At 39.3% G+C, this 23339-nt stretch carries 20 protein-coding genes and 2 tRNA genes; 10 read left to right on the forward strand and 12 right to left on the reverse strand.

Going from position 1 to position 23339, the window contains the following annotated elements:
• Positions 1 to 221: 221 nt before the first annotated feature.
• Together HDE68_RS08760 and HDE68_RS08765 are read left to right on the forward strand one after the other, a co-directional pair.
• Positions 222 to 3482, forward strand: coding sequence for a SusC/RagA family TonB-linked outer membrane protein (locus HDE68_RS08760; RefSeq protein ID WP_183880989.1), 3261 nt, complete (start codon positions 222 to 224; stop codon positions 3480 to 3482).
• Between the two features lie 7 nt (positions 3483 to 3489).
• Positions 3490 to 4947 carry a SusD/RagB family nutrient-binding outer membrane lipoprotein gene (locus tag HDE68_RS08765; protein ID WP_183880991.1) on the forward strand — a complete coding sequence of 486 codons (1458 nt, stop codon included), beginning with the start codon at positions 3490 to 3492 and terminating at the stop codon, positions 4945 to 4947.
• Positions 4948 to 5030: 83 nt separating this feature from the next.
• On the opposite strand, the gene HDE68_RS08770 is transcribed toward HDE68_RS08765, so the two are convergent.
• Positions 5031 to 5963, reverse strand: coding sequence for a universal stress protein (locus tag HDE68_RS08770; RefSeq protein ID WP_183880998.1), 933 nt, complete (start codon positions 5961 to 5963; stop codon positions 5031 to 5033).
• Between the two features lie 180 nt (positions 5964 to 6143).
• On the opposite strand from HDE68_RS08770, the gene HDE68_RS08775 reads away from it, so the two are divergent.
• Positions 6144 to 7103, forward strand: coding sequence for a GNAT family N-acetyltransferase (locus tag HDE68_RS08775; protein WP_183881000.1), 960 nt, complete (start codon positions 6144 to 6146; stop codon positions 7101 to 7103).
• Here HDE68_RS08775 and HDE68_RS08780 read toward each other — a convergent pair.
• From HDE68_RS08780 to HDE68_RS08805, 6 genes are read right to left on the reverse strand one after another with little or no spacing between them, the layout of a single operon-like run.
• A complete protein-coding gene (locus HDE68_RS08780) occupies positions 7100 to 8443 on the reverse strand; it encodes a DUF58 domain-containing protein (RefSeq protein ID WP_183881002.1) in 1344 nt (447 codons plus the stop codon). The two genes, HDE68_RS08775 and HDE68_RS08780, sit on opposite strands and share 4 nt — an antisense overlap.
• Before the next feature lie 12 nt (positions 8444 to 8455).
• Entirely contained in the window at positions 8456 to 9433 is a 978-nt protein-coding gene (locus tag HDE68_RS08785; RefSeq protein WP_183881003.1) for an AAA family ATPase, read from the reverse strand.
• A gap of 2 nt (positions 9434 to 9435) precedes the next feature.
• A complete protein-coding gene (locus HDE68_RS08790; protein WP_260171716.1) occupies positions 9436 to 10605 on the reverse strand; it encodes a DUF4350 domain-containing protein in 1170 nt (389 codons plus the stop codon).
• A gap of 5 nt (positions 10606 to 10610) precedes the next feature.
• Complete coding sequence (locus tag HDE68_RS08795) at positions 10611 to 11336, reverse strand: DUF4129 domain-containing protein (protein ID WP_183881007.1); 726 nt, start codon at positions 11334 to 11336, stop codon at positions 10611 to 10613.
• Between the two features lies 1 nt (position 11337).
• Positions 11338 to 12213 (reverse strand): hypothetical protein, encoded by an 876-nt coding sequence (locus HDE68_RS08800; protein WP_183881009.1) that lies wholly within the window; start codon positions 12211 to 12213, stop codon positions 11338 to 11340.
• Positions 12206 to 13165, reverse strand: coding sequence for a stage II sporulation protein M (locus HDE68_RS08805; protein WP_183881011.1), 960 nt, complete (start codon positions 13163 to 13165; stop codon positions 12206 to 12208). The genes HDE68_RS08800 and HDE68_RS08805 overlap by 8 nt, the downstream gene beginning before the upstream one ends.
• A gap of 83 nt (positions 13166 to 13248) precedes the next feature.
• Here HDE68_RS08805 and HDE68_RS08810 point away from each other — a divergent pair, with 83 nt between their 5' ends.
• A complete protein-coding gene (locus tag HDE68_RS08810; RefSeq protein WP_183881013.1) occupies positions 13249 to 13980 on the forward strand; it encodes an RDD family protein in 732 nt (243 codons plus the stop codon).
• Between the two features lie 60 nt (positions 13981 to 14040).
• On the opposite strand, the gene HDE68_RS08815 is transcribed toward HDE68_RS08810, so the two are convergent.
• From HDE68_RS08815 to HDE68_RS08830, 4 genes are all read right to left on the reverse strand, one after another.
• Positions 14041 to 14118: transfer RNA gene (locus HDE68_RS08815), tRNA-Val, on the reverse strand.
• 79 nt (positions 14119 to 14197) lie between these two features.
• Positions 14198 to 14272, reverse strand: a tRNA-Val gene (locus HDE68_RS08820).
• Between the two features lie 106 nt (positions 14273 to 14378).
• Positions 14379 to 15104 (reverse strand): DNA repair protein RecO, encoded by a 726-nt coding sequence (gene recO, locus HDE68_RS08825; protein ID WP_183881015.1) that lies wholly within the window; start codon positions 15102 to 15104, stop codon positions 14379 to 14381.
• Position 15105: 1 nt separating this feature from the next.
• Positions 15106 to 15453 carry a diacylglycerol kinase family protein gene (locus HDE68_RS08830; protein ID WP_183881017.1) on the reverse strand — a complete coding sequence of 116 codons (348 nt, stop codon included), beginning with the start codon at positions 15451 to 15453 and terminating at the stop codon, positions 15106 to 15108.
• A 197-nt stretch (positions 15454 to 15650) separates the two neighbouring features.
• Between HDE68_RS08830 and HDE68_RS08835 the strand changes: the two genes are divergently transcribed.
• The 4 genes from HDE68_RS08835 to HDE68_RS08850 all read left to right on the forward strand — a co-directional run bounded on the left by HDE68_RS08835 (position 15651) and on the right by HDE68_RS08850 (position 20771).
• Positions 15651 to 17063 carry a sugar MFS transporter gene (locus HDE68_RS08835; RefSeq protein ID WP_183881019.1) on the forward strand — a complete coding sequence of 471 codons (1413 nt, stop codon included), beginning with the start codon at positions 15651 to 15653 and terminating at the stop codon, positions 17061 to 17063.
• A 140-nt stretch (positions 17064 to 17203) separates the two neighbouring features.
• Positions 17204 to 18613, forward strand: coding sequence for an alkaline phosphatase (locus tag HDE68_RS08840; RefSeq protein WP_183881021.1), 1410 nt, complete (start codon positions 17204 to 17206; stop codon positions 18611 to 18613).
• Between the two features lie 45 nt (positions 18614 to 18658).
• A complete protein-coding gene (gene rlmF / locus HDE68_RS08845; RefSeq protein WP_183881023.1) occupies positions 18659 to 19606 on the forward strand; it encodes a 23S rRNA (adenine(1618)-N(6))-methyltransferase RlmF in 948 nt (315 codons plus the stop codon).
• A 22-nt stretch (positions 19607 to 19628) separates the two neighbouring features.
• Positions 19629 to 20771 (forward strand): putative sensor domain DACNV-containing protein, encoded by a 1143-nt coding sequence (locus HDE68_RS08850; RefSeq protein ID WP_183881025.1) that lies wholly within the window; start codon positions 19629 to 19631, stop codon positions 20769 to 20771.
• Positions 20772 to 20834: 63 nt separating this feature from the next.
• On the opposite strand, the gene HDE68_RS08855 is transcribed toward HDE68_RS08850, so the two are convergent.
• Complete coding sequence (locus tag HDE68_RS08855; RefSeq protein WP_183881027.1) at positions 20835 to 20993, reverse strand: hypothetical protein; 159 nt, start codon at positions 20991 to 20993, stop codon at positions 20835 to 20837.
• A 415-nt stretch (positions 20994 to 21408) separates the two neighbouring features.
• On the opposite strand from HDE68_RS08855, the gene HDE68_RS08860 reads away from it, so the two are divergent.
• Both HDE68_RS08860 and HDE68_RS08865 read left to right on the forward strand, forming a co-directional pair.
• Positions 21409 to 21744 carry a PadR family transcriptional regulator gene (locus HDE68_RS08860; protein ID WP_183881029.1) on the forward strand — a complete coding sequence of 112 codons (336 nt, stop codon included), beginning with the start codon at positions 21409 to 21411 and terminating at the stop codon, positions 21742 to 21744.
• Positions 21745 to 21748: 4 nt separating this feature from the next.
• Positions 21749 to 23338: a PspC domain-containing protein gene (locus HDE68_RS08865; RefSeq protein ID WP_183881031.1), complete on the forward strand. Its 1590-nt coding sequence runs from the start codon at positions 21749 to 21751 to the stop codon at positions 23336 to 23338.
• Position 23339: the final 1 nt, after the last annotated feature.

A 23339-nucleotide genomic window follows, 5' to 3' on the forward strand; every position in this document is an offset into this window, starting at 1 on the left:
AAAATAGTTAATTGCCTGGATAAGGTGATTTCTCAATTTATTGCGTTTTTCATATATTATTTGATGTTTTTTAGCAAAAAACATAATTTTTAATAAGTAAATGGGTGGTTTTTTTTGTACTACGCATGTAACTTTTATGTTAAAATAATTTAAAATTATTTTTTTTGACTGCTAAATTATTTTATCTTACAGCCGAATCACTAATAAAACCTAAATTTTTTATGAAAAAAAGACTACTATTTTTCTGTGTCTTTTTGCTATTTGCTATACAAGTAAATGCGCAAGATAAGACAGTAACGGGGACGATCACCTCAAAGTCGGACGGGATGCCACTCCCAGGTGTTACAGTCCGTGTTAAAGGAGCAAAACAAGGAGCGATGAGCGCTACAAACGGAAGATTTACTATTTCCGCACCAAAAGAATCCACTACACTTGAAGTTAGTTACATTGGTTATGTTGCGCAAAGCGTAACTATACCGGCATCAAACGTTGTTAATGTTTCTTTATCCGAAGATTCTAAACAACTGGACCAGGTTGTTGTTACAGCAATGGGAATTTCACGGAAAAAGAATGAGCTGCCATTCGCTGCTCAGGAATTGAAGGCTGAAGAAATCACCAGAACAAGAGATATTAATATTGTAAACTCATTAGGCGGTAAAGTTGCCGGTTTAGATGTTAAACGTAGTAATGCGATGGGCGGATCAACAAATATTGTTATCCGTGGATCTAAATCCATTACTGGTAATAACCAGGCTTTATTTATCATTGATGGTGTCCCTGTATCAAATGCAAGTTCTAATACTGCCGATCAGACATCAGGTCGTGCCGGTTATGATTATGGTAATGCCGCATCAGATATCAACCCTGATGACGTAGCTTCAATGACTGTGCTGAAAGGTGCGGCTGCTACCGCATTATACGGATCAAGAGCTGCCAATGGTGTGGTAATCATCACTACAAAAAAAGGAAGTAAAAATGGGACTAACATTACTGTAAATAGTGGTGTGACCTTTGGCAAAATCGATAAATCTACTTTTCCAAAATACCAGAAAGAATATGGTCAGGGATATAACTCTCCGGCTACTGACGGAGACGGTAATGTTGTGCCTACACCGGGTTTCTGGTATAGAGATGTTTTTGGTACTGGTAAAGTAATGACTCCTCAGTTTAGTTCTGATGCTTCATACGGTCCTAAATTTGATCCGAATCTGATGATTTATCAATGGGAGTCACTGGACCCTTTTTCTCCTAAATACAAAACAGCTACCCCATGGGTAGCAGCTGCTAATGACCCTTCAACTTTTTTCCAGACTGCTGTTACTTCTAACCAAAGTGTGAGTATAGACGGAGGTGGTGAGAAAGGTACCTTTAAAATTGGTTACACCCGTAACGATGAAAGAGGAATATTGCCAAACAGTAAAATCACTAAAAACCTGTTTAACTTCGGGTCTACTTATGAGATTGCTAAAAACTTAACAGTAAATGCTTCCGCCAACTATTCTAAAGTTGACGGTTTAGGACGTTATGGTACAGGTTATAGCGGATTAAACCCTATGCAGGGTTTTCGTCAATGGTGGAACGTAGCTGCAGATATTAAAGATCTGAAGACTGCTTACGAAAGAAACAATAAAAATATTAGCTGGAACTGGGGAGATGCAACTGGTACAGGCCCGATCTATGCTGATAACCCTTATTTTAACCGTTACCAAAACGTTGCAAGTGATACAAGAGACCATTACTTCGGTAATGCCGGTCTGAATTATAAAGTAAATGACTGGTTTGATGTTGTTGGCCGTGTATCTTTTGACGGAACTTCGACCATGCAGGAAGAACATATTGCTATCGGAAGTACACAATTACCTCTTTATTCCCGTACTAACGGAACATTTGCGGAAACCAACTTTGACCTGTTGCTGAATTTCAACAAAAAAATCTCTGAAGATATTTCATTCAAAGGTTTATTGGGAGCCAATTTACGCCGTAGTAAATTAACAAGCATTACAGCAAAAACAAATGGAGGTCTGGTTGTTCCTAACCTGTACGCGTTGTCAAACTCAGTAAGCCCGATTGAAGCTCCGCTGGAATTATTGGAAAGAAGAGCAGTTGATGGTGTTTTTGCAAGTACTACATTTGGTTATAAAGATCTGTTCTTCTTGGATGCAACGATCCGTAGAGATCAGTCTACAACTTTACCTACTAATAAAAACTCTTTCTGGTACCCTTCAGTAGCAGGAAGTTATGTGTTCTCTAATTCATTAAAAGACCTGACCTGGTTATCTTATGGTAAAGTGAGGTTAAACTATGCCGAAGTGGGTAATGATGCACCTCCTTTAAGTGTTTATGATACCTATGCCAAACCAACTGCATTTAATTCTATTCCATTTTTTGCAGTGCCAGATACCAAAAATAACAATGATTTAAAACCAGAGCGTACTAAAAGTATAGAAGCAGGTTTGGAAACAGCCTTCCTGAACAGCCGTTTAGGGTTTGATCTGACTTTCTACAAAACAAATACAGTAGATCAGATTACACCAGTTCAGGTAACTTCTGCAACAGGTTTCTTAAGGAAATATGTGAATGCGGGTGAAGTACAGAATAAAGGGGTTGAGGTATCAGCATTCTTTATTCCGGTAAAAACTAAAGACTTCTCCTGGACATTGAACGTAAACTGGTCTATGAACCGCAGTAAGGTTGTTTCTCTTTTCGAAGGCGTATCCAATATACCTTTGAATTATGCTTCTTCAACAGGTGCGACTGGATTATCAGGTGCTGTTACGTATAATGCTGCAGTTGGTGAGCCATACGGTATTATCCGCGGAACAAATTATATTTATAAAAATGGCCAGCCGGTTGTAAATGCCAATGGATATTATGCAGCTACAGGAAGTGCCTCAGAAATTATCGGTGATCCTAATGCAAAATGGATGGGTGGTATCGGAAACACGTTCAAGTATAAAAATGTTTCCTTAAACTTCCTGATTGATATCCGTAAAGGTGGAGACCTTTGGTCACTGGATCAGTGGTATGGCCAGGGAACTGGTCTGTATGCTGGTTCTGCAGGAACAAATGATTTGGGCAATCCTTTAAGAAATACACTGGCTAATGGTGGTGGTATTGTTTTACCAGGTGTTTTAGCTGATGGTACACCAAATACAAAACGTATTGATGTATCTAACTCAGGTAATTCGGCTTATGGTTATCCAAACAACCCTCCACGTGCTTCAGCAATCTATGATGCAGGTTATATCAAATTAAGAGAGGTAGCATTAAATTACTCTTTACCTGCTAAATGGGTAAATAAACTGCGTGCATTCAAAGGAATTGATGTATCACTAATCGGACGTAACCTTTGGATCATCCATAAAAATGTTCCTTTCGCAGATCCTGAAGATGGTTTAAGTTCAGGTAATATCCAGGGCTATCAGAGTGGATCTTACCCGGCGGTAAGAACAGTAGGTTTCAATGTTAGATTTAAATTATAAGCAGAATATGAAAAAAATATATATCATTTTAGTAGCAGCAGCATTTTTCAGCTCTTGTTCTAAAAACCTGGGAGACTATAATGTCGATCAAAAAAAGGCGACTGTGGTTCCCGGTGTTACGTTAATCTCCAATGCGGAGAAAAACTTTACGGATATCCTAACCACACCAAACGTAAACTCAAATGTATTCCGCTTTTACGTACAGTACTGGACAAGTACAGAATATCTGGATGAGCCAAGATATAATTTAACAGCGAGACCTATACCTGCTGCACTCTGGGATGCGATTTATCAGAAAGTAATTGTCAACCTGAGAGAAGGTAAGAAAGTTATTGGTGCAGATCCATTATTGAATGCTGATATCAAAATCAATCAGCTTGCGCAGGCAGAGATTCTGGAAATAATGGCATGGTCCACTTTGGTAAATACATTTGGAAATGTTCCTTACTCTCAGGCAATGGATATTTCCGTAGTTAATCCAAAATATGATGATGCTGCAACTGTTTATAATGACCTACTTGTACGTTTAGATGCTGCATTAGGAAAATTAAAAACTTCTGCTACAGGTTTAGGAACGGCTGATATCATTTATAAAGGTGATATCAATGCATGGGTTAAATTCGGTAACTCTTTAAAATTGAGATTGGGATTGATCATTGCGGATAAAGACCCGGCAAAAGCAAAAACTACAATTGAGTCTGCAGCACCTAATGTTTTCAAAAGTGCTGCTGATAATGCAATCTTTAAATATCTTGGCAGCCCACCAAATAACAATCCTATTTCAACAAATGCGAATATCTTGCTGACAAAAAGGAAAGATTATGTAGGTGCTAAGCCTTTCATTGACAGGTTAAATGCTTTAGCAGATCCACGTCGTAAAGGTTTCTTCACGACAATAGGAGGTAATTTTGTGGGTGGAAACTACGGGTATTCTAACTCTTTTGGAAACTGCTCTACAATGACTGACAAAATCATCTCTTTAGATTTTGAAGCACTATTGCTTGACTATCCTGAAACTGAGTTTGCATTGGCAGAAGCTGCTGCAAGAGGTTTCAGCGTTGGCGGTACAGCTGCTGATCACTATAATAATGCGGTAACCGCTTCTATTATTTACTGGGGTGGAACTGTGGCTGATGCGACAACTTACCTTGCACGTCCTGATGTTGCCTATGCAACAGCCGGAGCAACTTACAAAGAGGTAATTGGTACTCAGAAATGGATTGCCTTATACAACAGAGGCTTTGAAAGCTGGACAGAATGGAGACGTCTGGACTTCCCTAAATTATTGCCACCAACAAACGCTACTGCGCCTCCGGGACAATCTGTACCAGACGGTTTAGTTATACCTAAACGTTTAATTTATCCTATTGGAGAGCAAACGCTGAACGGTGCTAACTATACAGCAGCATCTGCTGCAATAGGTGGTGATGCCGTTACTACAAAACTTTGGTGGGATATGTTTTAATCCTGATCAACTCATATGAAAAGAAGGCCGTATCATCATTGTATGATACGGCCTTCTTGTTTACAAGATATTTTTCTGCCTTATTAGCTAATAGCCGAAGCGATAATATTCTCCTGATAACCCAGTTCCACATCAGTAATTAACCGCTCTGCAATGTCCTCATGGCAAGGATATACTAAAAGCGGCAGATTAATGTTTGCTGCCATCTTCTGTGTATTACTCAGATTAAGCAGTTCTTCCAGGAAACTTTTATGGCGGTGTACCATGACAAACATATCGCAGGTAACATGCTCAGTAAGCCATTTCAATCCTTCTTTAAGCGGAACCCCTTTAACTGTTCTGTAGTAGATTTTAGGATAATTTATTTTGTTCGATATTTCTTCCAGAAAGTTAGTGACCAGCTTTTTAGTAGAATCTTCTGTTGTTCCAGGAGTCTGTACATAGGCTAATGTAATATCCGCATGAGAAGGCTTTGCAAGTTCTGTAAGTGCATGGACAATCTCCAGATCACTCTTACTCATATCGGTAGCAAAAATCAGCTTATCAAGATGCTTAAAGAACTGGTTTTCTGGTACCACTAACACAGGTAGTGATACAGAACCTATAATATCGCGCATATGATTGCCCATAATTAGAGAGGCCAGTCCTTTTCTATGTGTGCCCATCACCAGCAGCATCACATCTCTGTCAGCGGCTATTTTATTTACTTGTCTGAATAAGGGGCCTTCCTGGCTTTTACAGGAGATTCCTGGTTTGAAGGCATTGATAGGTAAAGTTGATAACTCTTCTTCCAGTCTGCCAGCCAGTAATTTCAGCTGTTCTTCACTGTCTTGCTGCAAATTATTAAAATTCTCCATTGACCAGTACACCTGCCCCCCAAGCGGTTCTGCAGCTGGTACTAAAAAAGAATTATACAGTGTGATGTTGGTTTGGAGGTGCTGGGCAAGACGTAAAGCATATCTTGCTGCATTTTCTGCTCTTTCTGAAAAATCAGTTAGTACGGTTATCGTTTTCATAACGGAGAATATTTAAAATTTACTGTTATAAAGTTGAGGAATAATGGGTTGCGGAACTGTGATAGTTATCATGTTATGGTATGATACTGGTCATCATTATGTTTTTTTGACAGGATATATTTTGAATAATAAAAATCATTGCTACATTTACGTAATTAGTTACGTAAATGTGTTTATATAATGGAATTCTTTAATCAGGTAGGTAAAAAAGCAATAGGAAGCAGATTGCGCATGTTAACAGAAAAGATAACAGAAGATGCAGCTCAGATTTATAAATGTTATGATATTGATATGCAGCCTAAGTGGTTCCCTGTTTTCTATGTGTTATCACAAGGAGAGGCAATGACGATTACTGCAATTGCTAAAGAGATTGGTCATTCTCATCCTTCGGTAAGTAAGATTATTGGTGAAATGGCAAAAAATGGTCTGGTCAACGAAAAGAAAGATGAAGCTGATGGCCGTAGAAATATGGTGAGTCTTTCGGCAAAGGGAGATGAAATAACCGTAAAAATACAGAATCAGTATGCAGATTTAGATCAGGCAGTGGCCGATATAGCCGCTCAGTCAAGAAATGATTTATGGAAAGCAATGGAAGAGTGGGAGTTCTTATTAGGACAAAAAACACTTTTGCGCCGGGTGCAGGAGATTAAAAAAGAAAGAGAAAGTAAAGAAGTAACTATTGTGGACTATATGCCGGCTTATCAGCAGGCATTCAGAGCCCTGAATGAACAGTGGATTTCAAGCTGGTTTAAAATGGAGCAGGCCGATTATAATGCACTTGACGACCCTCAGGGTTATATTCTTGATAAAGGGGGGTATATACTGGTTGCCTTATATAAAGGAGAGCCTGTTGGAGTTTGCGCCCTGATCAAAATGAATGATCCTGACTATGATTACGAACTGGCAAAAATGGCTGTATCACCTGCTGTACAAGGCAAAAGTATTGGATGGCTACTTGGAAGTGCAATCGCTCAGAAAGCAAAAGAACTCGGTGCTAAGAAGATATATCTGGAGAGCAATACGATTCTTAAACCAGCGATCAATCTGTATCATAAACTGGGATTTGTTAAAGTCGCAGGACGTATTACCCCATATGAACGCTGTAATATCCAAATGGAGCTCAAACTTAACCAGGATTAGATTTTTTGCTGCGCCTTTATTGCCAGATACCGGTTAACAACGTTGATCGTTAACTTATCTGGTGCGGTAAGCATACACAGGATACCATGTTTTGAAAGCTCTTTGACCATTAACCGCTTTTCGTAGACAAATTTCTCTGCAATAGTTTTAATGTAAATACCTTCTACATCCTGAGCTGGTGTTTCACTCATTGATTTGACTTCTGTGTTCTCAAAGAATACGATCAGCAGGAGATGAAATTTAGCGATGTGTTTTAAAAATGGAAGCTGTCTGTGTAAGGCAGACATGCTTTCATAATTGGTGAAAAAGACAAGCAGGCTGCGTTGTTTGATCACTCTTCTTACTGCCAGGTTCAAGGATTCAATATTGCTTTCCAGGTACTGTGTCTTCTCTTTATACAGGACTTCCATTATTTTACCCAGCTGGCCGGGTCTGCGGTCTGCAGGGACTATACTTCCTATCTTTTCTGATAAGGTGATTAATCCAGCTTTATCATCTTTTAATAAGGCAACATTGGAGAGTACCAGGCTCGCATTGATCGCATAATCCATCAGGCTCAATCCTTCAAAAGGCATTTTCATTGTCCTTGATTTATCAATTATACAATAGATATGCTGAGCTTTCTCATCTACAAAAGAATTAACCATGAGTTCCCCTTTTCTGGCTGTCGCCTTCCAGTTGACAGTCCGGTAATCATCGCCCTGCACATAAGTTTTTACCTGGTCAAATTCCATACTATGTCCAATACGCCGGATTTTTTTAATCCCTATTTCAGTCAGTCTGTTGGATATCGCTAACAGCTCATATTTACGCAGTTGGAGAAAGGAAGGATAAACCGGTATGGTATGCTCTTTTCCAAAATTGAATCTTCTGGAGAGCAGGCCGATTGGTGATCTTACATATAAGCGGGTCTGACCAAATACATATTCTCCTCTTTTAGTTGGTCTGAGTTTATAGGTAATGGTTTGCTGTTCGCGTGTTTTTAAATTGCTTTTGAACCATAAATCTCTTTTTTGAAACTGAAAGGGGATCTCATCTATAATTCCAATAGTCACCGGGAAGCCGAAAAAATTCTCTACATAGATATGAAGCTCATTTTCATCTCCGTTACTTAGTCTTTCGGGAAGATCGCGGCGGAGAAATACCCCTTTACCTCTGAATAATAAGCCCAGATCAATAAAGATCAGTAAAACCAATACCCCAAAGCAGATATAAGGAAGATCGCCAAGCCAGGGCAGAAAAAATGTAAACAGGAATAAGCTTACGCATAAGCCTAAACCGGCAAACAGTCTTTTATCCAGGAAAAGATCGGTGTAATATTTGTCGAACAAGTCTTTCAATCTCTTTGCGGTTTATCTTGGGATCTCTATTTTTTGAATAATCTGAGCTACAATATCGGCCGTAGTCAGCCCTTCCATTTCTTTATCAGGACTCAGCATAATGCGGTGCGCCAGTACAGGGGCTGCCACTTTAATAATATCCTCTGGAGTCACAAAATCACGTCCCTGCATGGCAGCAATTGCTTTGGCCCCATTAATAAGGGCTAAAGAAGCACGGGGAGAGGCACCCAGGTAAAGTGATTTGTTGTTCCGTGTTTCATGTACAATTTTTGCTGCGTATTCAATCAATTTAGGCTCTACATGTAAGGCTTTGATCATTGTACGACAGGTCTTGATCTGGTCTATACTTAAAACAGGTTTAATCTCTTTGAGTTCGTTTTCCAGTTTATGCTGATGCTGTCTCGATAAAATGATAATTTCTTCTTCGAGTGTAGGGTATTGAATCTCAATTTTGAATAAGAACCTGTCCAGCTGAGCTTCGGGCAATCTGTAAGTTCCTTCATGTTCAACAGGGTTCTGGGTAGCCAGTACCATGAAAGGCTCATCCATTGGGTAAGTCTGGCCATCTACAGTGATCTGACGCTCTTCCATGACTTCAAATAACGCAGATTGTGTTTTTGCAGGTGCCCGGTTAATCTCATCAATCAGGATGATATTACCGAAAACCGGACCTTTTCTATAAGCAAAGGATGCTGTCCGGGGATCAAAAACAGAGGTCCCCAAAACATCAGAAGGCATCAGGTCGGGCGTAAACTGAATTCTTGAAAATACAGCATTAATACTTTTCGCTATCAATTTAGCACTCAACGTTTTTGCGACTCCCGGAACACCTTCCAGCAAAAGGTGGCCATCGGCCAGAATGCCGGCAATCAGAAACTCAATAGTATCTTTTTGACCTACAATGATATGGCCAATTGACTCTCTGATCTGTTCTACTGCCAGATTAAGCTGTGTGAGGTCGGTTCTTTGATTTGATGTTTCAGCTTCCATTATTATTTCGCTTGATTATAAAATTTCTCTATTAGTTTGTTCAGTTCAATAAGCAGGAGGTCAGTAACCTTATTTCCGCTTTGAATTCCATTGATGACTGAAAATAATTCTCTGACGGTCTCTTCTTGTACACCTGAGATCAGGATTAAAGAAGAAACCAGTTTCCCGTCTGTTTTTAAAGTTTTCAGACGATAGGTTAACCGGATAAATTCCAGAAAGTAATTGATTTTCTTTTGTGCTATATCCTGGTTATCCCGTTCCTGGTAATATACTTTTCCGACCACCTTTACAAAATCGGCAGAAGCGTTTTTTAAAGGGAGTAAAACAGGAATAACCCTTTGCCTGCGCTTGATTTCATAAATCACAAAAATCAGCAGTCCGGTCAATGACAGATAGTAGGCCCAGCGGAACTGGTCATATTTAAGGAATACACTTAATATAGAACCATTGTCGGAAGTGCTGGCTGTATTATGTTCATCCCAGATCAGTGTTTCCGTTTTTTGCAGGTAGGAGAGAGCTTTGGCGGTATAAGCTGCACCTGCAGGGTTTAATAAACTATAATTAGTTAGTAATTGCGGATTTGGTAAAATGTATAAAGCCCCTTTACCAAAAGCATATTTTACAAAATTGACATCGCCTTTTCCATTTCTCCCCAGCACAGTACAGCGGGAGCTATCAAGCCTGGAAAAGTACTGATCTCCTATACCTTTTTCAAAGACATAACCCTGTTTTGATTTCAGAGAAGGATTGACAAAATTGATAGGTTCAGATTTCAGTCTGGGTATAAAGTTGTTGTTAATCTCTAGTTTCAGCGTGTCGTTAAGTAATTTACCGAGATCAAATGCAGCCATGAATACCTGATTACCCCGGGCCATAAATTTCACCAGTTCCTGATAATCCAGTTTATCAAACTTCAGGTTGCCGGCAATAAAAAGATAAGAAGTGTTCTGATACCTATTATTTTTCAGGGTATTATATACTGGTAACCTTGATGTTTTGAAAACTGCTTCCGGAAAAATAGCCGTCTTTTCATGGTTTAAGATATAAAGCCCATAAGGGATTTTATCTTCCTTTAAATAACTTGGAGACCAGTCTGTTGCTTTAGGTTTATAATATTGTGCAACCAGGTACAGGATCAATGCAGTGGCACTGCCAATAAGATATAATTTCATCCCCCTCATCGTATTCCTGTATTAAACTGGTCATAACTGTTTTTTACTTCTTTAAAGTTCTCCTGGTCAATAAAGAATTCGCCATACCAGATGTATTCAAATTGCGTCGTAAGGAGGCTGAATTGTTCTCTTTGATACGGATCGGTAAGCTCTTTGATATAAGTCTGATTGGTCTTTTCTGGTTGCCAGTTAATCAGGTTACTATTATTTAATTTCTTAAGAGACCGCAAATACATCAGTCTGACTGCCATTCTGTAATTTGAAGTGAGGATTGCTTTATCGATCTCGGTATTGAAATCTATTTCGTGGATATTATCAGAAGCTGCGACATAAGGAACGGCTATAGTTTTTGATTTTCCAGTAAAAATATTGAAATCAACTCCAGTAAATTTCATGACTACAAAAACAATCAATGCAATGAAAACGGCAATAATAATATATCTGAACATACTGCCCGAGTAATTTGCTGTTGCAATACCACTAAACTGTCTCCAGAACCAGGCCCAGAACTTATTCCATAAACTATCATCTACCGGTATTGTCTGGTCATATCTGAAATCGGGCTGTTGTCTGTAAGTGTCGATTTTCAGGGTATCAAAGTGTCTGAGCTGTAATTTACTGCTGTCATTTTTGAGCTGTTCTGTTTTTAATGCTATAGGCTGACCTGCCTGAACAGGAATGGACTGCAGGGTTAAAAAGAAAAGCAGCAAGATGACTGGATATTTAAGCATACTAGTATTCTTCTTTGCTATGGAAGGGGGTTTCATCCTGACCCATTTTCTGAATACGTTCCATTAAACCGCTGCTGTTCTGACGTTCGGACAGGTTAAAATAACAAAATGAAACGCCTACTATAGGTATAATCATAAAAACCTTGCAAAGTTCCTGCAAAATGGAAGAAAAGATAATTAAACCAGTACTTATTCCTTTAACGCCTCCAGTCAGTGTACTTACCATCACCATAATTGTAGCCGGTAAAGAGGCAAAGGCAGAAGTTGCATAAGTAATCACCCAGATGATCAGTAAGGTCGCTGCGGTAGTCCACCATTGCTCTTTTAAGAGTTTGAAAGACTTGCTGAATGCATAACCCAGACTGGCATTTTCAAAGATCATAACTGGAGTCATCAGTGATATTGCAGGAAACAGGTAAAGTCCCGGAACAAGGCACATGACAAGACTGATAATGATGAGCAGACTAAGCAGTATACTACTGCCAAATATCCGGAGAAAGTAATATCTGAAATAGCCCCATACTTCATCTACTTCAGGCGCAATATTTCCCTTCTCAATATATAAGGCTATAAAGCTCAGGATAGAAACATTAATTGCCGTATAGAACACTGATCCAATTAGTGCAACAAAAAAATAACTGATTGTCGCATAACCTGCCAGTCTGCCCAGGGTATCCCTGGGATCTATATTTCTCAATGATGTTTGCAGGCTAGTCTGCTGTACAATTAACGCAACCATCCCGGCAATAATAAATATGCCGCAAAAATAAACGAATACTTTAAGCAAGGGCTTGAAATTCTCTTTACAAAAGCGGACGGTATCATTAATTATTTCGCCAAACTCTCTGAGTTTTTTGAATTCTACTTTTTCAGACATTTTTATGGGTTTGATTACGTTTTGAGAGAATTGAGGGGTACAGGATGACGTACCAGATGATAAAAACAAGAGATACACCAAGGATACTGATACTTAACCACAGGGGCATTTCGGTATGACGGGTAATAAAACCTTCAAAAAAGGCAGCGATCAACAGGATTGGAATTAAACCCAGGGCAATTTTTGTCCCATCTTTAGCACTTTGTTTAAAGGCCTGAAAACGGGTATAGGTTTTTGGAAAAAGAAGACCATGTCCCAGTACCAGGCCAGCTGCTCCGGCGATAATGATTGCGGAAATTTCTAAGGTACCATGAATCCAGATGACCAGAATAGATTCTGTTCCCAGCCCTTTACTGAAAAAATAGTATTCAAAGGAGCCTAACATAATCCCATTTTGCAGCAGATAGTAAATAGGGCCAATCGATAAAAAGATCCCGCTTACAAACATCAGCAGCGATACATAAATATTATTGGCAGCAATAGAAAAAAACATAGGGAATTCAGAGCTATGTTTATATACGCCGAAGGGGTCACCTTTAGCAATATTTTCATTGGTCATATTGACGTAGCTGTCACCCAGAATAAGCCGGATAAAATTATCATCGTATTTTGCAGAAAGTGCACCTATTGATGCAGAGATAATGAAAAAAATAAAAGCATATGCAATCTGCAGCCGGTAGGTATAGAAAAGCAGCGGCAATTCAAATTTCCAGAAATTGACAAATCTGTTTTTCTCTTCTTTTTTATTCTTATAGATGGATTGGTGCAGGAGCGAAGCCAGACCATTTAAATAAACAGTGGTTTTGGATTTCGGATAAAAGGTTTTGGCATAAGAAAGATCATTGGTAATGTCAATGAAGCGATCTGCAACCTCATCCGGACTGGTTGCGGGTGAACGTTCATAGGCCTTCCATTTCTCAGAATTCTGTTTAACGAACAAAGCCTCCCTCATGTCGAATCTAATTTTCTGTTAAAATACTGACAAAAAGTGATTTTGCAACAAAAAATTAAATATCAATATTATATTTGAACTTAATGGAAACAATAAAAGTAAACACCAGTCAGCAGGTAGATATTGACTATCCTGTTGCAGGATTGGGTGAACGTATAGCGGCAAGAATGATTGATTTTGGTCTGCTGATCGGGGTACTTTTAGTATTCGTTTTATTTGCCGGATTGATCACCAATCCAAAGACCAATGTTTTTTTTATTGGGCTGATGATCATTTACGCTGCAGCTTATGTTTTTTATCACCTGATCTGTGAGATTTTTTTCAATGGGCAGAGTCCGGGGAAAAAGTTAATGAAGATAAAAGTGGTGAGCCTGGATGGCGGACAGGCAAGTATAGGCCAGTATTTTATCCGCTGGTTATTCAGGCTGGTTGATTTCTGGTTATCAGGACAAGTGGGAGGGTTATTATGTGTGGCACTATCTGAGCATAAACAGCGGATTGGAGATTTGGTTGCAGGAACAACTGTGATTAAAACCGTAGGGCGCACCACATTAGAAGAAATTGCTTTTGAACCTGTAGAAGAAGAATATATCCCTGTTTTTGCTAACGTACATTTGTTAAATGATCAGGAGATGGAGCTGATCCATGAAGTACTGACTACTTATTACAAAACGGCGCATTATGAGCTTATTTATGCAATGGCCGATAAAATTAAAATGCGTCTTGGTATAAGTTTACCAGCAGGTATGCATGAGCTGGCTTTTTTGAATACCGTTGTTAAGGATTATAACCAGGTAACTTCGGTTGCACAATAAGAATTTGGGATAGGAATCAAACAAAAAAGCCTTTCAGTATTACTGAAAGGCTTTTTTGTTTGGTGGGAGATACTGGGTTCGAACCAGTGACCCCCTGCTTGTAAGGCAGGTGCTCTGAACCAGCTGAGCTAATCTCCCTTTGGTCCTTGTCATTTTAGCGCCTTGACCTGGCGTGGTTTAAATAAAAACCCTTCTGTTTTTTGAAGGGCTTATTTAGTGGGAGATACTGGGTTCGAACCAGTGACCCCCTGCTTGTAAGGCAGGTGCTCTGAACCAGCTGAGCTAATCTCCCCTTTGGTTCTTCTTAACATTGATCTGGCTATTTGACTAACCTTCTTCGTTGTTGGGAGTGCAAATATACACCTCTAAACTAAAACTCCAAAACTTTTTTAATATTTTTAAGATAAGATCTCTTCTAATATTTGGTGAGATTTTATTTCTCCAAAAGATGCGGTGTGTAAGGTGTAGTATATCAGTATTTTATCGAGGATAAGTCTCCTTGTTGTATTATCTATTTTTATTTCATTTAATTTTTCAAAAGGGGTGATGAAGAGTAAAATAAATAATTCTGCGGCTGTTTTTTCTATAAAATAAGGATGAACAGGGGTCAGTGATTTAAATTCCCCCTCTTGTAAATCGAAATAACTCTGGTCGCTTTTAGTCTCCAAACTCGGTGCAAAACCTAAAAACCTGGAAAGTTTTAATAAAAAAGCAAGGTGAAAGTTGGCACTTGCCTGATCTGTTTCATCAAACCAGGATATGGCATTGAAGATATAATCAAATATATTTTCGTCCGCATGCTGCTGACGTATACTTTTATAGAGTACTTCATTCAGAAAAATAGTGATCGTACTTTTGATAATATCGTAAGGAATAGTACGGAATACAGGAGAAGGCCTGAGTTCAGAAATACGCTGTATACTGGAATTGGTTTTGTGATAAACAACCATATCTACCAGGTGAAGTGCCTGCAGCATATTCATTTTAATCTTTGCTTTTGGCTTCTTTACGCCATTAATCATATAAGACTGAATGCCGAATTTGGCTGTAAAGATTTGTACCACTACACTGTTTTCACTGTATAATGTTGTTTTTAAGACTATCCCACGGGTTTTGTGGAGCATATCAGCTTAGTTTTGGAATAAAAATAATAGCTGCAATAATAACTGAGATAAAAGCAGCTACAATTACAGCGCCGGCAGCCACATCTTTCACTTTTCCAGCCTTTGGGTTGAAATCCGGAGAGACCAGGTCAACCAAAAGTTCAATTGCAGTGTTTAAAAGTTCGGCAACCAATACAAGACCAATGGCCAAAATAATCCATAGCCATTCATGGCCAGAGAGTTGGAAATACCATCCTGCAATTCCAACCAGCAGCGTAGCAACCAGGTGGATTTTAAAATTCATTTGCGTTTTTACGGTATAAGCAATTCCGGATAACGCATATCCAAAACTCTTGATTAATCTTCGCATAGTATTAGCTGTCGATCAAACTTACTGAATTAAATAAATATTTGGTTTTAATACCCTGATACAATGTTATTTTTACCTAATCAACACAATTTTCCGTCCAGGAAACAGTTTATTTTCTTTTATTTGCTGATTCGATTTAGAAGCTGCTAAAAACAGCTCTTTTCAGCAATTAACTCATTCAGATATTTTAATCAAACATGGAAACCACTACTCCCGTTAAAAAAAATAGTTCTATTATCCCTCTTGTTACAATGACGCTCCTTTTCTTTATGTGGGGATTCATCACCTGCATGAATGATATTTTAATTCCGCATTTAAAAGTGCAGTTTAATTTGAACTTTCAACAATCAATGCTGGTTCAGTTTGCTTTTTTTGGTGCATATTTTATCGGGTCATTAATTTACTTCCTGATCTCCTATTTCAACGGGGACCCGGTTAACAAAGTTGGTTATAAGAAAGGAATTATTGCAGGAGTACTGCTTTCGGCTGTCGGTTGCTGTCTTTTCTATCCCGCAGCAACCCTTTCCATTTATGGGGTCTTTCTGGCTGCCTTATTTGTGCTGGGTTTAGGCTTTACCATTTTACAGATCACTGCAAATGCTTATGTGACTTTATTAGGCCCGGAAGAAAGTGCATCGAGCCGTTTAAACCTGACACAAGCTTTTAACTCATTCGGAACCACAATCGCCCCGATTCTGGGCGGACATTTAATATTTACCCTATTCCTTGAAAAAAACGGGGCTGCATCAGCAGATTCTACCCGTATCCCTTATCTGATTTTTGCCGGTATCCTGGTTCTGCTTGCCATAGTAATCAGTAGGGTAAAACTTCCATCTTTCAGTAGTGAGGAATCATCAGAGCGGGGTCTGGGAGCCTTGAAATTCCCGCAATTAAAAATGGGTATCTTCGGGATTTTCTGTTATGTAGGTGCAGAAGTTGGAATCGGAAGCCTGCTGATAGCATTTATGGAGCAACCGGATGTAACCAACCTGACAGAAGTAGTCAGCAAAAACTACCTTGCCCTGTACTGGGGCGGAGCAATGATCGGAAGGTTTTTAGGCTCAATCTCACTTAGTGAATTGCCACAGGCAAAAAAGTTGATTTATATGGTACTTACCGCAGCAGCTGTATACTTACTGGTCTTCAGTATCGTTGACCTTACTTTTGCACAAACAAGTTTCTTTATCGTCTTTATTGTATTGAACATTATTGCCTTTGTGATCGGTAAATCTGCTCCGGCACGTACGCTGGTAATCTTTGCAGGGGTGAATATCGCGTTATTACTTGTTTCAGTTTTCAGTAAAGGGAGCATGGCTTTATACCCGATTTTAGGTATAGGCCTGTTTAACTCTATTATGTTCTCTAATATTTATACCCTGTCAATTTCAGGTTTAGGAAAATACGTTAGCCAGGGATCATCTTTATTGGTAATGGCAATTTTAGGTGGTGCTTTATTACCATTAATTCAGGGCAGTATTGCCGATGCTATGGGAATTCAAAGTTCATTCATTTTGCCGGCACTATGTTACCTGTACATCCTGATTTTTGGATTGTATTGTGCTAAACGCGGACATGGTGCTAATGAAAAAGCCGTAAGAACAAATCATTAAACGCTTAATTGCAAGTTATGAAACCTCCTGTTTAATTAAAAACAGGAGGTTTTTGTTTTTATTAACAATATAGTAATGCCAGGTTCAAGTTAACCGCATAGCCGAAGAATACTTTTGGGCTGTTAAATCAGAACAAGCTTATGAATAGAAGATCATTACTCAAAGGAGGTTTGCTGGCCGGATTAGGTCTGCCATTTTTATCACCGGCACAATTGTTAGCTCAGCCGAAGCCATTCGCTAAAAAGGCAAAGAATGTGATTATGCTGGTCAGCGATGGTATGAGTACCGGTACATTGAATATGGCAGATCTGTATGCAAACCGCGCCTTTGGTAAAGGGACCAACTGGATACAATTATACAAAGATTCTAAAGTTACCAGGGCATTGATGGATACGGCATCTGCCAATTCACTGGTTACCGATTCTGCTGCTGCAAGCTCTTCGTGGGGCGGAGGGATGCGGGTTAAAAACGGCTCTTTAAATGTGGGCCCGAAAGGGGAAATGCCACAGCCAATTTTACAGAAATTTAAGCAAAGCGGTAAAAAAGCAGGTTGTGTAACCACCGTTCCGGTTACACATGCTACCCCAGCAGGTTTCTGTGTAAATATAGACAGCCGTGACGGACAGGATGAGATTGCAGAAATGTACCTGAAATTGAAGTTCGATGTGATGTTTGGGGGTGGTGCTGAACATTTTAACGCTAAAAGAAAAGGCGGAAGTATTCTTCCTGAATTTCAGGCACAGGGGTTCAAAGTAGCTCAGAACAGAGATGAAATGTTAAGTCTTAAAAACTCTGGTCCTGTAATCGGCCTTTTCGCGGCCGATGGCTTACCTTATGAAATAGACCGTAAAAACTCTCCTGAACTGATGAAAACTGTTCCTTCATTAGCTGAAATGATGAATAAGGCAATTTCGCTGATGAAAGATAATCCCAAAGGATTTGCGCTTCAGGTTGAAGGTGGTAAAGTAGACTGGGCAGCACATGGAAATGATACCGGAGGTTTAATTTTTGATCAGTTAGCCTTTGATGAAGCTGTAGGTGAGGCAATCGCATTTGCAGAAAAAGATGGAGAAACATTAGTCATTATCACTACAGACCATGGAAACTCGAACCCTGGTTTATTTTATGGCGACACTTATAAAGACTTTGACCGTATTCAGCATTTTAAACATAGCAATGAATGGATACTGAATCAGTTGAATAACACTTCGAGTGAGAAAAATGTAACTGAATTAATTGAAGCAGGTACAGGAATTGGAATTACCGCTGCCGAAGCCAAACAATTACTTACACATTTTTCGGATGTGATTCCCGGTGAATTATACAATGCTGCTAACCTGCCATTTAATGAACTTGCAAAAATTCAGGGAAAATATACACTGGTTCAATGGGCAGGAATGAACCATACTGCAGATTATGTAGAACTCACCATGTTTGGTCCTGGCAGTGAGCTGTTAAAGCCATTTATCAAGAACTATGAACTGCATAATTTCATGTTAAATGCTGCTGCAATGCCAGCAGAGTTTTTAGCACCTGCCTTTAAATCGTAGGGTAATCTGTCAATTAACGCTTACCTTTGAGGTAAGCGTTAAATTATGTCTGTTGAAAAACAAATTCTGCATCCCCGAAATCTGCACCGTTCAAGGTACGATTTTCCACAATTAATTAACAGTTGTCCGCAACTGGAACCTTTTGTATTTATTAACCCTTATGGAGATCAATCTATAGATTTTTCAAATCCTAAAGCAGTAAAAACATTAAACAAAGCCCTGCTGATTCATTTTTATGGCTTATCAGACTGGGACATTCCTGAAAACTATCTTTGTCCGCCTATTCCGGGCAGGGCCGATTATATTCATTATCTGGCAGACTTGCTGGCATCTGTCAATGGAAATGAGATTCCAAAAGGCAATACCCTCAAAGTACTGGATATTGGAGTGGGAGCAAACTGTGTTTATCCGATTATCGGACATCAGGCATACGGGTGGTCATTTGTAGGTTCTGATGTTGATAAGAGGGCGATCAGTTCGGCAGAAAATATTGCTGCAATTAACCCTCCGCTGGCCAGGGATCTGACTTTCAGAATCCAGAATGCCCCGGCAAACATCTTCAAGGGTGTAGTAAAACCCGGAGAGTTATTTGATATCACGCTATGTAATCCGCCATTTCATACCTCTGCCGAAGAAGCACAAATGGGCAGTCAGCGTAAAGTCCGTAACCTGGGTAAACAAAAGGGAAGAGAAGTAGTGCTTAATTTTGGTGGCCAGAGTTCTGAATTATGGTGTAAAGGCGGTGAGGTTGAGTTTATCCGGAAGATGATAGAAGAAAGTGCACAAATTGCAAAACAATGCGTTTGGTTTACCAGTTTAGTTTCCAAAAGTGCGCATCTTTCGACAGTTTATTATGCACTGGATAAGGTAGGTGTTAAAGGTGTGAGAACTGTAGAAATGGCTCAGGGACAGAAACAGAGCCGTTTTGTGGCCTGGACATTTTTGTCTGCCGATGAGCAGTCAGAATGGAGCAGAAAGCGATGGAAAAAATAATTTAATATCTTAACTTTAAGCCATGATCTATAAACCTACTTATCAGGCGGCACAAATTATCGCTCCTAAAGTTGAAGCCATCTTTGCGCAGCATCTTGCTGCAGCCAGAGAAAGTGGGGAGGAAGATCTTGCTCCTTTGCCTTCGGCAGAGATCGTAGAGGCTATTATTGATGCTACCTTTTGGGCAAGCATCCGTAAAGAAGAAGGGCATTCCCCGAAAATTTCACTGGCTTTTTTGCCTCCCGCACAAGGGGGCAGTCCATTACTCTTTAAGAACCGCCTGCCGCTTAATCCGACCATTCTGACCAAGATTGCTCCGGGTGTTGAGCGTGCAGGTATTCATATTGGGGTCTGGCAGGAAGATGGAGAGCTTTATATCTGGGGGACCACTACAAGTATCCCTAATTTCTGTTTTGTATTAGATGTCTCGGAACCTGCACTGCTGGTCATCAAACACCGCAGGATATATGGATTTGGGAAATTTACCAATATAGCTGTACTTAAGGGCGATCAGATTAAGATTGTCGATGTCAATAGTGCAAGACATCCGGATTGTCCGCCTATGTTACTTTCTTTACTGGACCTTACTGCACCTTCTTACTGGAATGACACTGTGAATGTGCTGATCCAGCTTGCTGTATCTATGCGTTCACATCAGCGTGGAGGTACTTTGCTGGTCGTACCCAATGGAAATAAAAACTGGTTGCAATCTATTATTAAACCTATTCAGTATGCTATCCAGCCGGCTTTTTGTGGTTTATCCAATTTATTGAAACAAGATAGAAAACAGGCCAGTCAGATCTTCTGGCAGACTGTGCTCAAAAGAGAGGTAGAGCATCTTGCAGGGCTAACTGCTATTGATGGGGCCACAGTAATCAGTGATGATTATGAGCTTCTGGCATTTGGCGCTAAAATAGGCCGGGCGAAAGGCAAAGAACTGATTGAAGAACTATCATTTGTTGAGCCCATTGCTGGTGGCGGAGCTATCGTAATGCACCCGGCAAAAGTAGGGGGGACACGTCATCTTTCGGCTGCACAGTTTATACAGGATCAGAACGATGCTATAGCACTGGTTGCTTCACAGGATGGGCATTTTACCATTTACTCCTGGTCTCCTTTACAAGAGCGTGTAATGGCGCACAGGATAGATACACTGTTGTTGTAGACATAAAAAAAGCGTTCATCAAAAGATGAACGCTAAAAAAAATTAATTATATTATTTAGGTTCTTAAGAAAAGATAATTGCTCCGGCAATCACCGCCAGGAACAGGATAATCATGACCACTCTATCGATATTAACCCATTGTTTTTGAGTTATCGCTTTTTCTTGTTTCACACGCTCATGCCTGGCAAAGGTGTGAGTTAACAGATTCAATTTTATAAGCATATCTGAGTATTTAATGACCACTAAGCATAAGGCAAACGCTGAGCCAAAACCCTCAGATTATGTTAAAATGTTGATAATTATTTCTTTCTGTTGATAGTGCTTTTTTATTTTATAGAAAAGAAGGCTTTTTCAACAACTATATGACAATCAGTTGATTGCCTGTGTACTATTTAGACGACAATTTTGTCCGGAAATTTTGGCTGTTATTTGTCTGCCTCCACATCTTTTGGCCCTTAAAATCTTTATTTCAAATTGTAAAACCGGTCATTTCTGACTGATAATCAGCTTCAAATATCTTCCTGAATTATTTTGTAATAAAATTATTAACCTTTAAATCAGGTATTTATAAATTTATTTTGTTTTTATACAGTACTATGTATTGCATATTACTATATAAAACACATAACTTTGAATTATGATAGCAGAAAATACACAAACGCAAATGCGCAAGGGCATACTCGAATATTGTGTGCTCCTGATTATATCAAGGGGAGAAATTTATGCCTCTGATATTATCGCCGAATTAAAGTCGGCAAAACTACTGGTTGTTGAAGGAACGCTTTACCCGCTTTTGACCAGGTTAAAAAACAATGGGCTGTTAAGTTATAACTGGGTTGAGTCTACTTCCGGTCCGCCCCGTAAATATTATACATTGACACCTTTAGGGACCTCAATACTGTCCCAGCTAGACGGAACCTGGCAAGAATTATCATTTGCAATAGCGAAATCAAAGAACCAAACTAACCCTTAGAACCATGAAAAAGACATTGAATATAAATATCGGCAACTCGATCATCCACATTGAAGAGGGTGCTTATGAATTGCTTACCAGTTATCTGATAGAGGTTAAACAGCATTTCGGGAAAAGCGCAGATGATTTTGAAATCGTTTCAGATATCGAAAACAGGATTGCTGAAATGTTTACTGAGATTTTGCATACTCAACAAAAGCAGGTGATAGAACTGGAAGACGTTCAGGTAGTGATTGGTTTAATGGGATCGGTTAAAGATTTTGAAGAAGGGGCAGAGGAAGAGCCGGCTACTGATTTTAATAGTCCTTATACCACTGCATTTGCAGAACGCAAAATCTATAGGGATACAGATGAAGCGATGGTGGCAGGGGTCTGTTCTGGTCTGAGCCATTACCTGAAAATGGATGTCAGTATATTACGTATCGTTACTGTTTTATCGATCTTTTTAGGTGGGTCGGGCTTAATCGCTTACCTGGTATTATGGATTGCAATACCAAAAGCGTCAACCAGAGCCGAAAAAATGGCCATGAAAGGGGAGGCTGCTAACTTACAGGGTTTCAAAAGAAGTTTTGAAGAAGAACTGTCAAATTTAAAAGATAACCTTAAAAATGCGAATGAACATCTGCAGCCTTTAGTTAAGCAGTCGGGTAATTTTATTACAGAGTTTATCACTGTTCTGGGAACCTTTTTACAGGGATCGGGAAAGATCATTTTTAAGTTCATTGCTATTATATTGATGATTACCGGATCAGTTTTGCTCCTGGGTGATTTCATCTCACTGGCTGCAATATTAGGCGTATGGTATTCGGGGGTGACACAGATTTTTCCTTTGAATATTATTAATGGATCTTACCTGACGTTTTTCAGTACCGCTGTATTTTTTGTAATCGGTATTCCGCTTTTGGGCGTGATTTTACTTTCAGTCAGAGTAGCTTTTAACACGCGTCCGATTCATCAGATGGTATCTTATGGTTTGTTGTTAAGCTGGTTATGTGCACTTTCTGTTGGTATTTTCTTTGTCGCAAAAGTGGGGAGTGAATTCAAAGAAGAGGCGACCTTTGCACAAACTTTGTCACTCCAGGTACATCCGGTATACACATTGGAAATAGATAAATCTATGTTTTTCAGCAAAGAAGATAGCTTGCGTTTACAGTTGAACTCCACAGCTTATGCAGGTAAAATTATTCAGAAAGATCCCGAAAGATCTACCTCGGCACCTAGAAATGTAACGATCAGAATAGAAAAAAGTGATAACAATATTCCATCGGTTACAGAGAGTTACAGCTCAAAAGGAAAAGATTTTGCGAGTGCATTAAACCAGGCGAAAAATATCCGTTACGACTTTATACAGAAAGATTCACTACTTAAATTCAGTCCTGAAGTTCATCTTCAGAAAAATGCTTACTGGAGAGATCAGCATGTAGAGCTGTTGATTAAATTACCTGTAGGGACTAAACTAAGAATCAATAAAAATCTTGACCGTTATCTTAATGGATATTCTTTATGGGATTGCGACGACGAAAATTTTGTAGATGACAGGTATGAAGGCGTGATGACCGGCGAAGGGTTAAAATGTCAGATAGAAAAGAAATAGC

This window comes from Pedobacter cryoconitis, from assembly GCF_014200605.1.
Classification (GTDB): domain Bacteria; phylum Bacteroidota; class Bacteroidia; order Sphingobacteriales; family Sphingobacteriaceae; genus Pedobacter; species Pedobacter cryoconitis_B.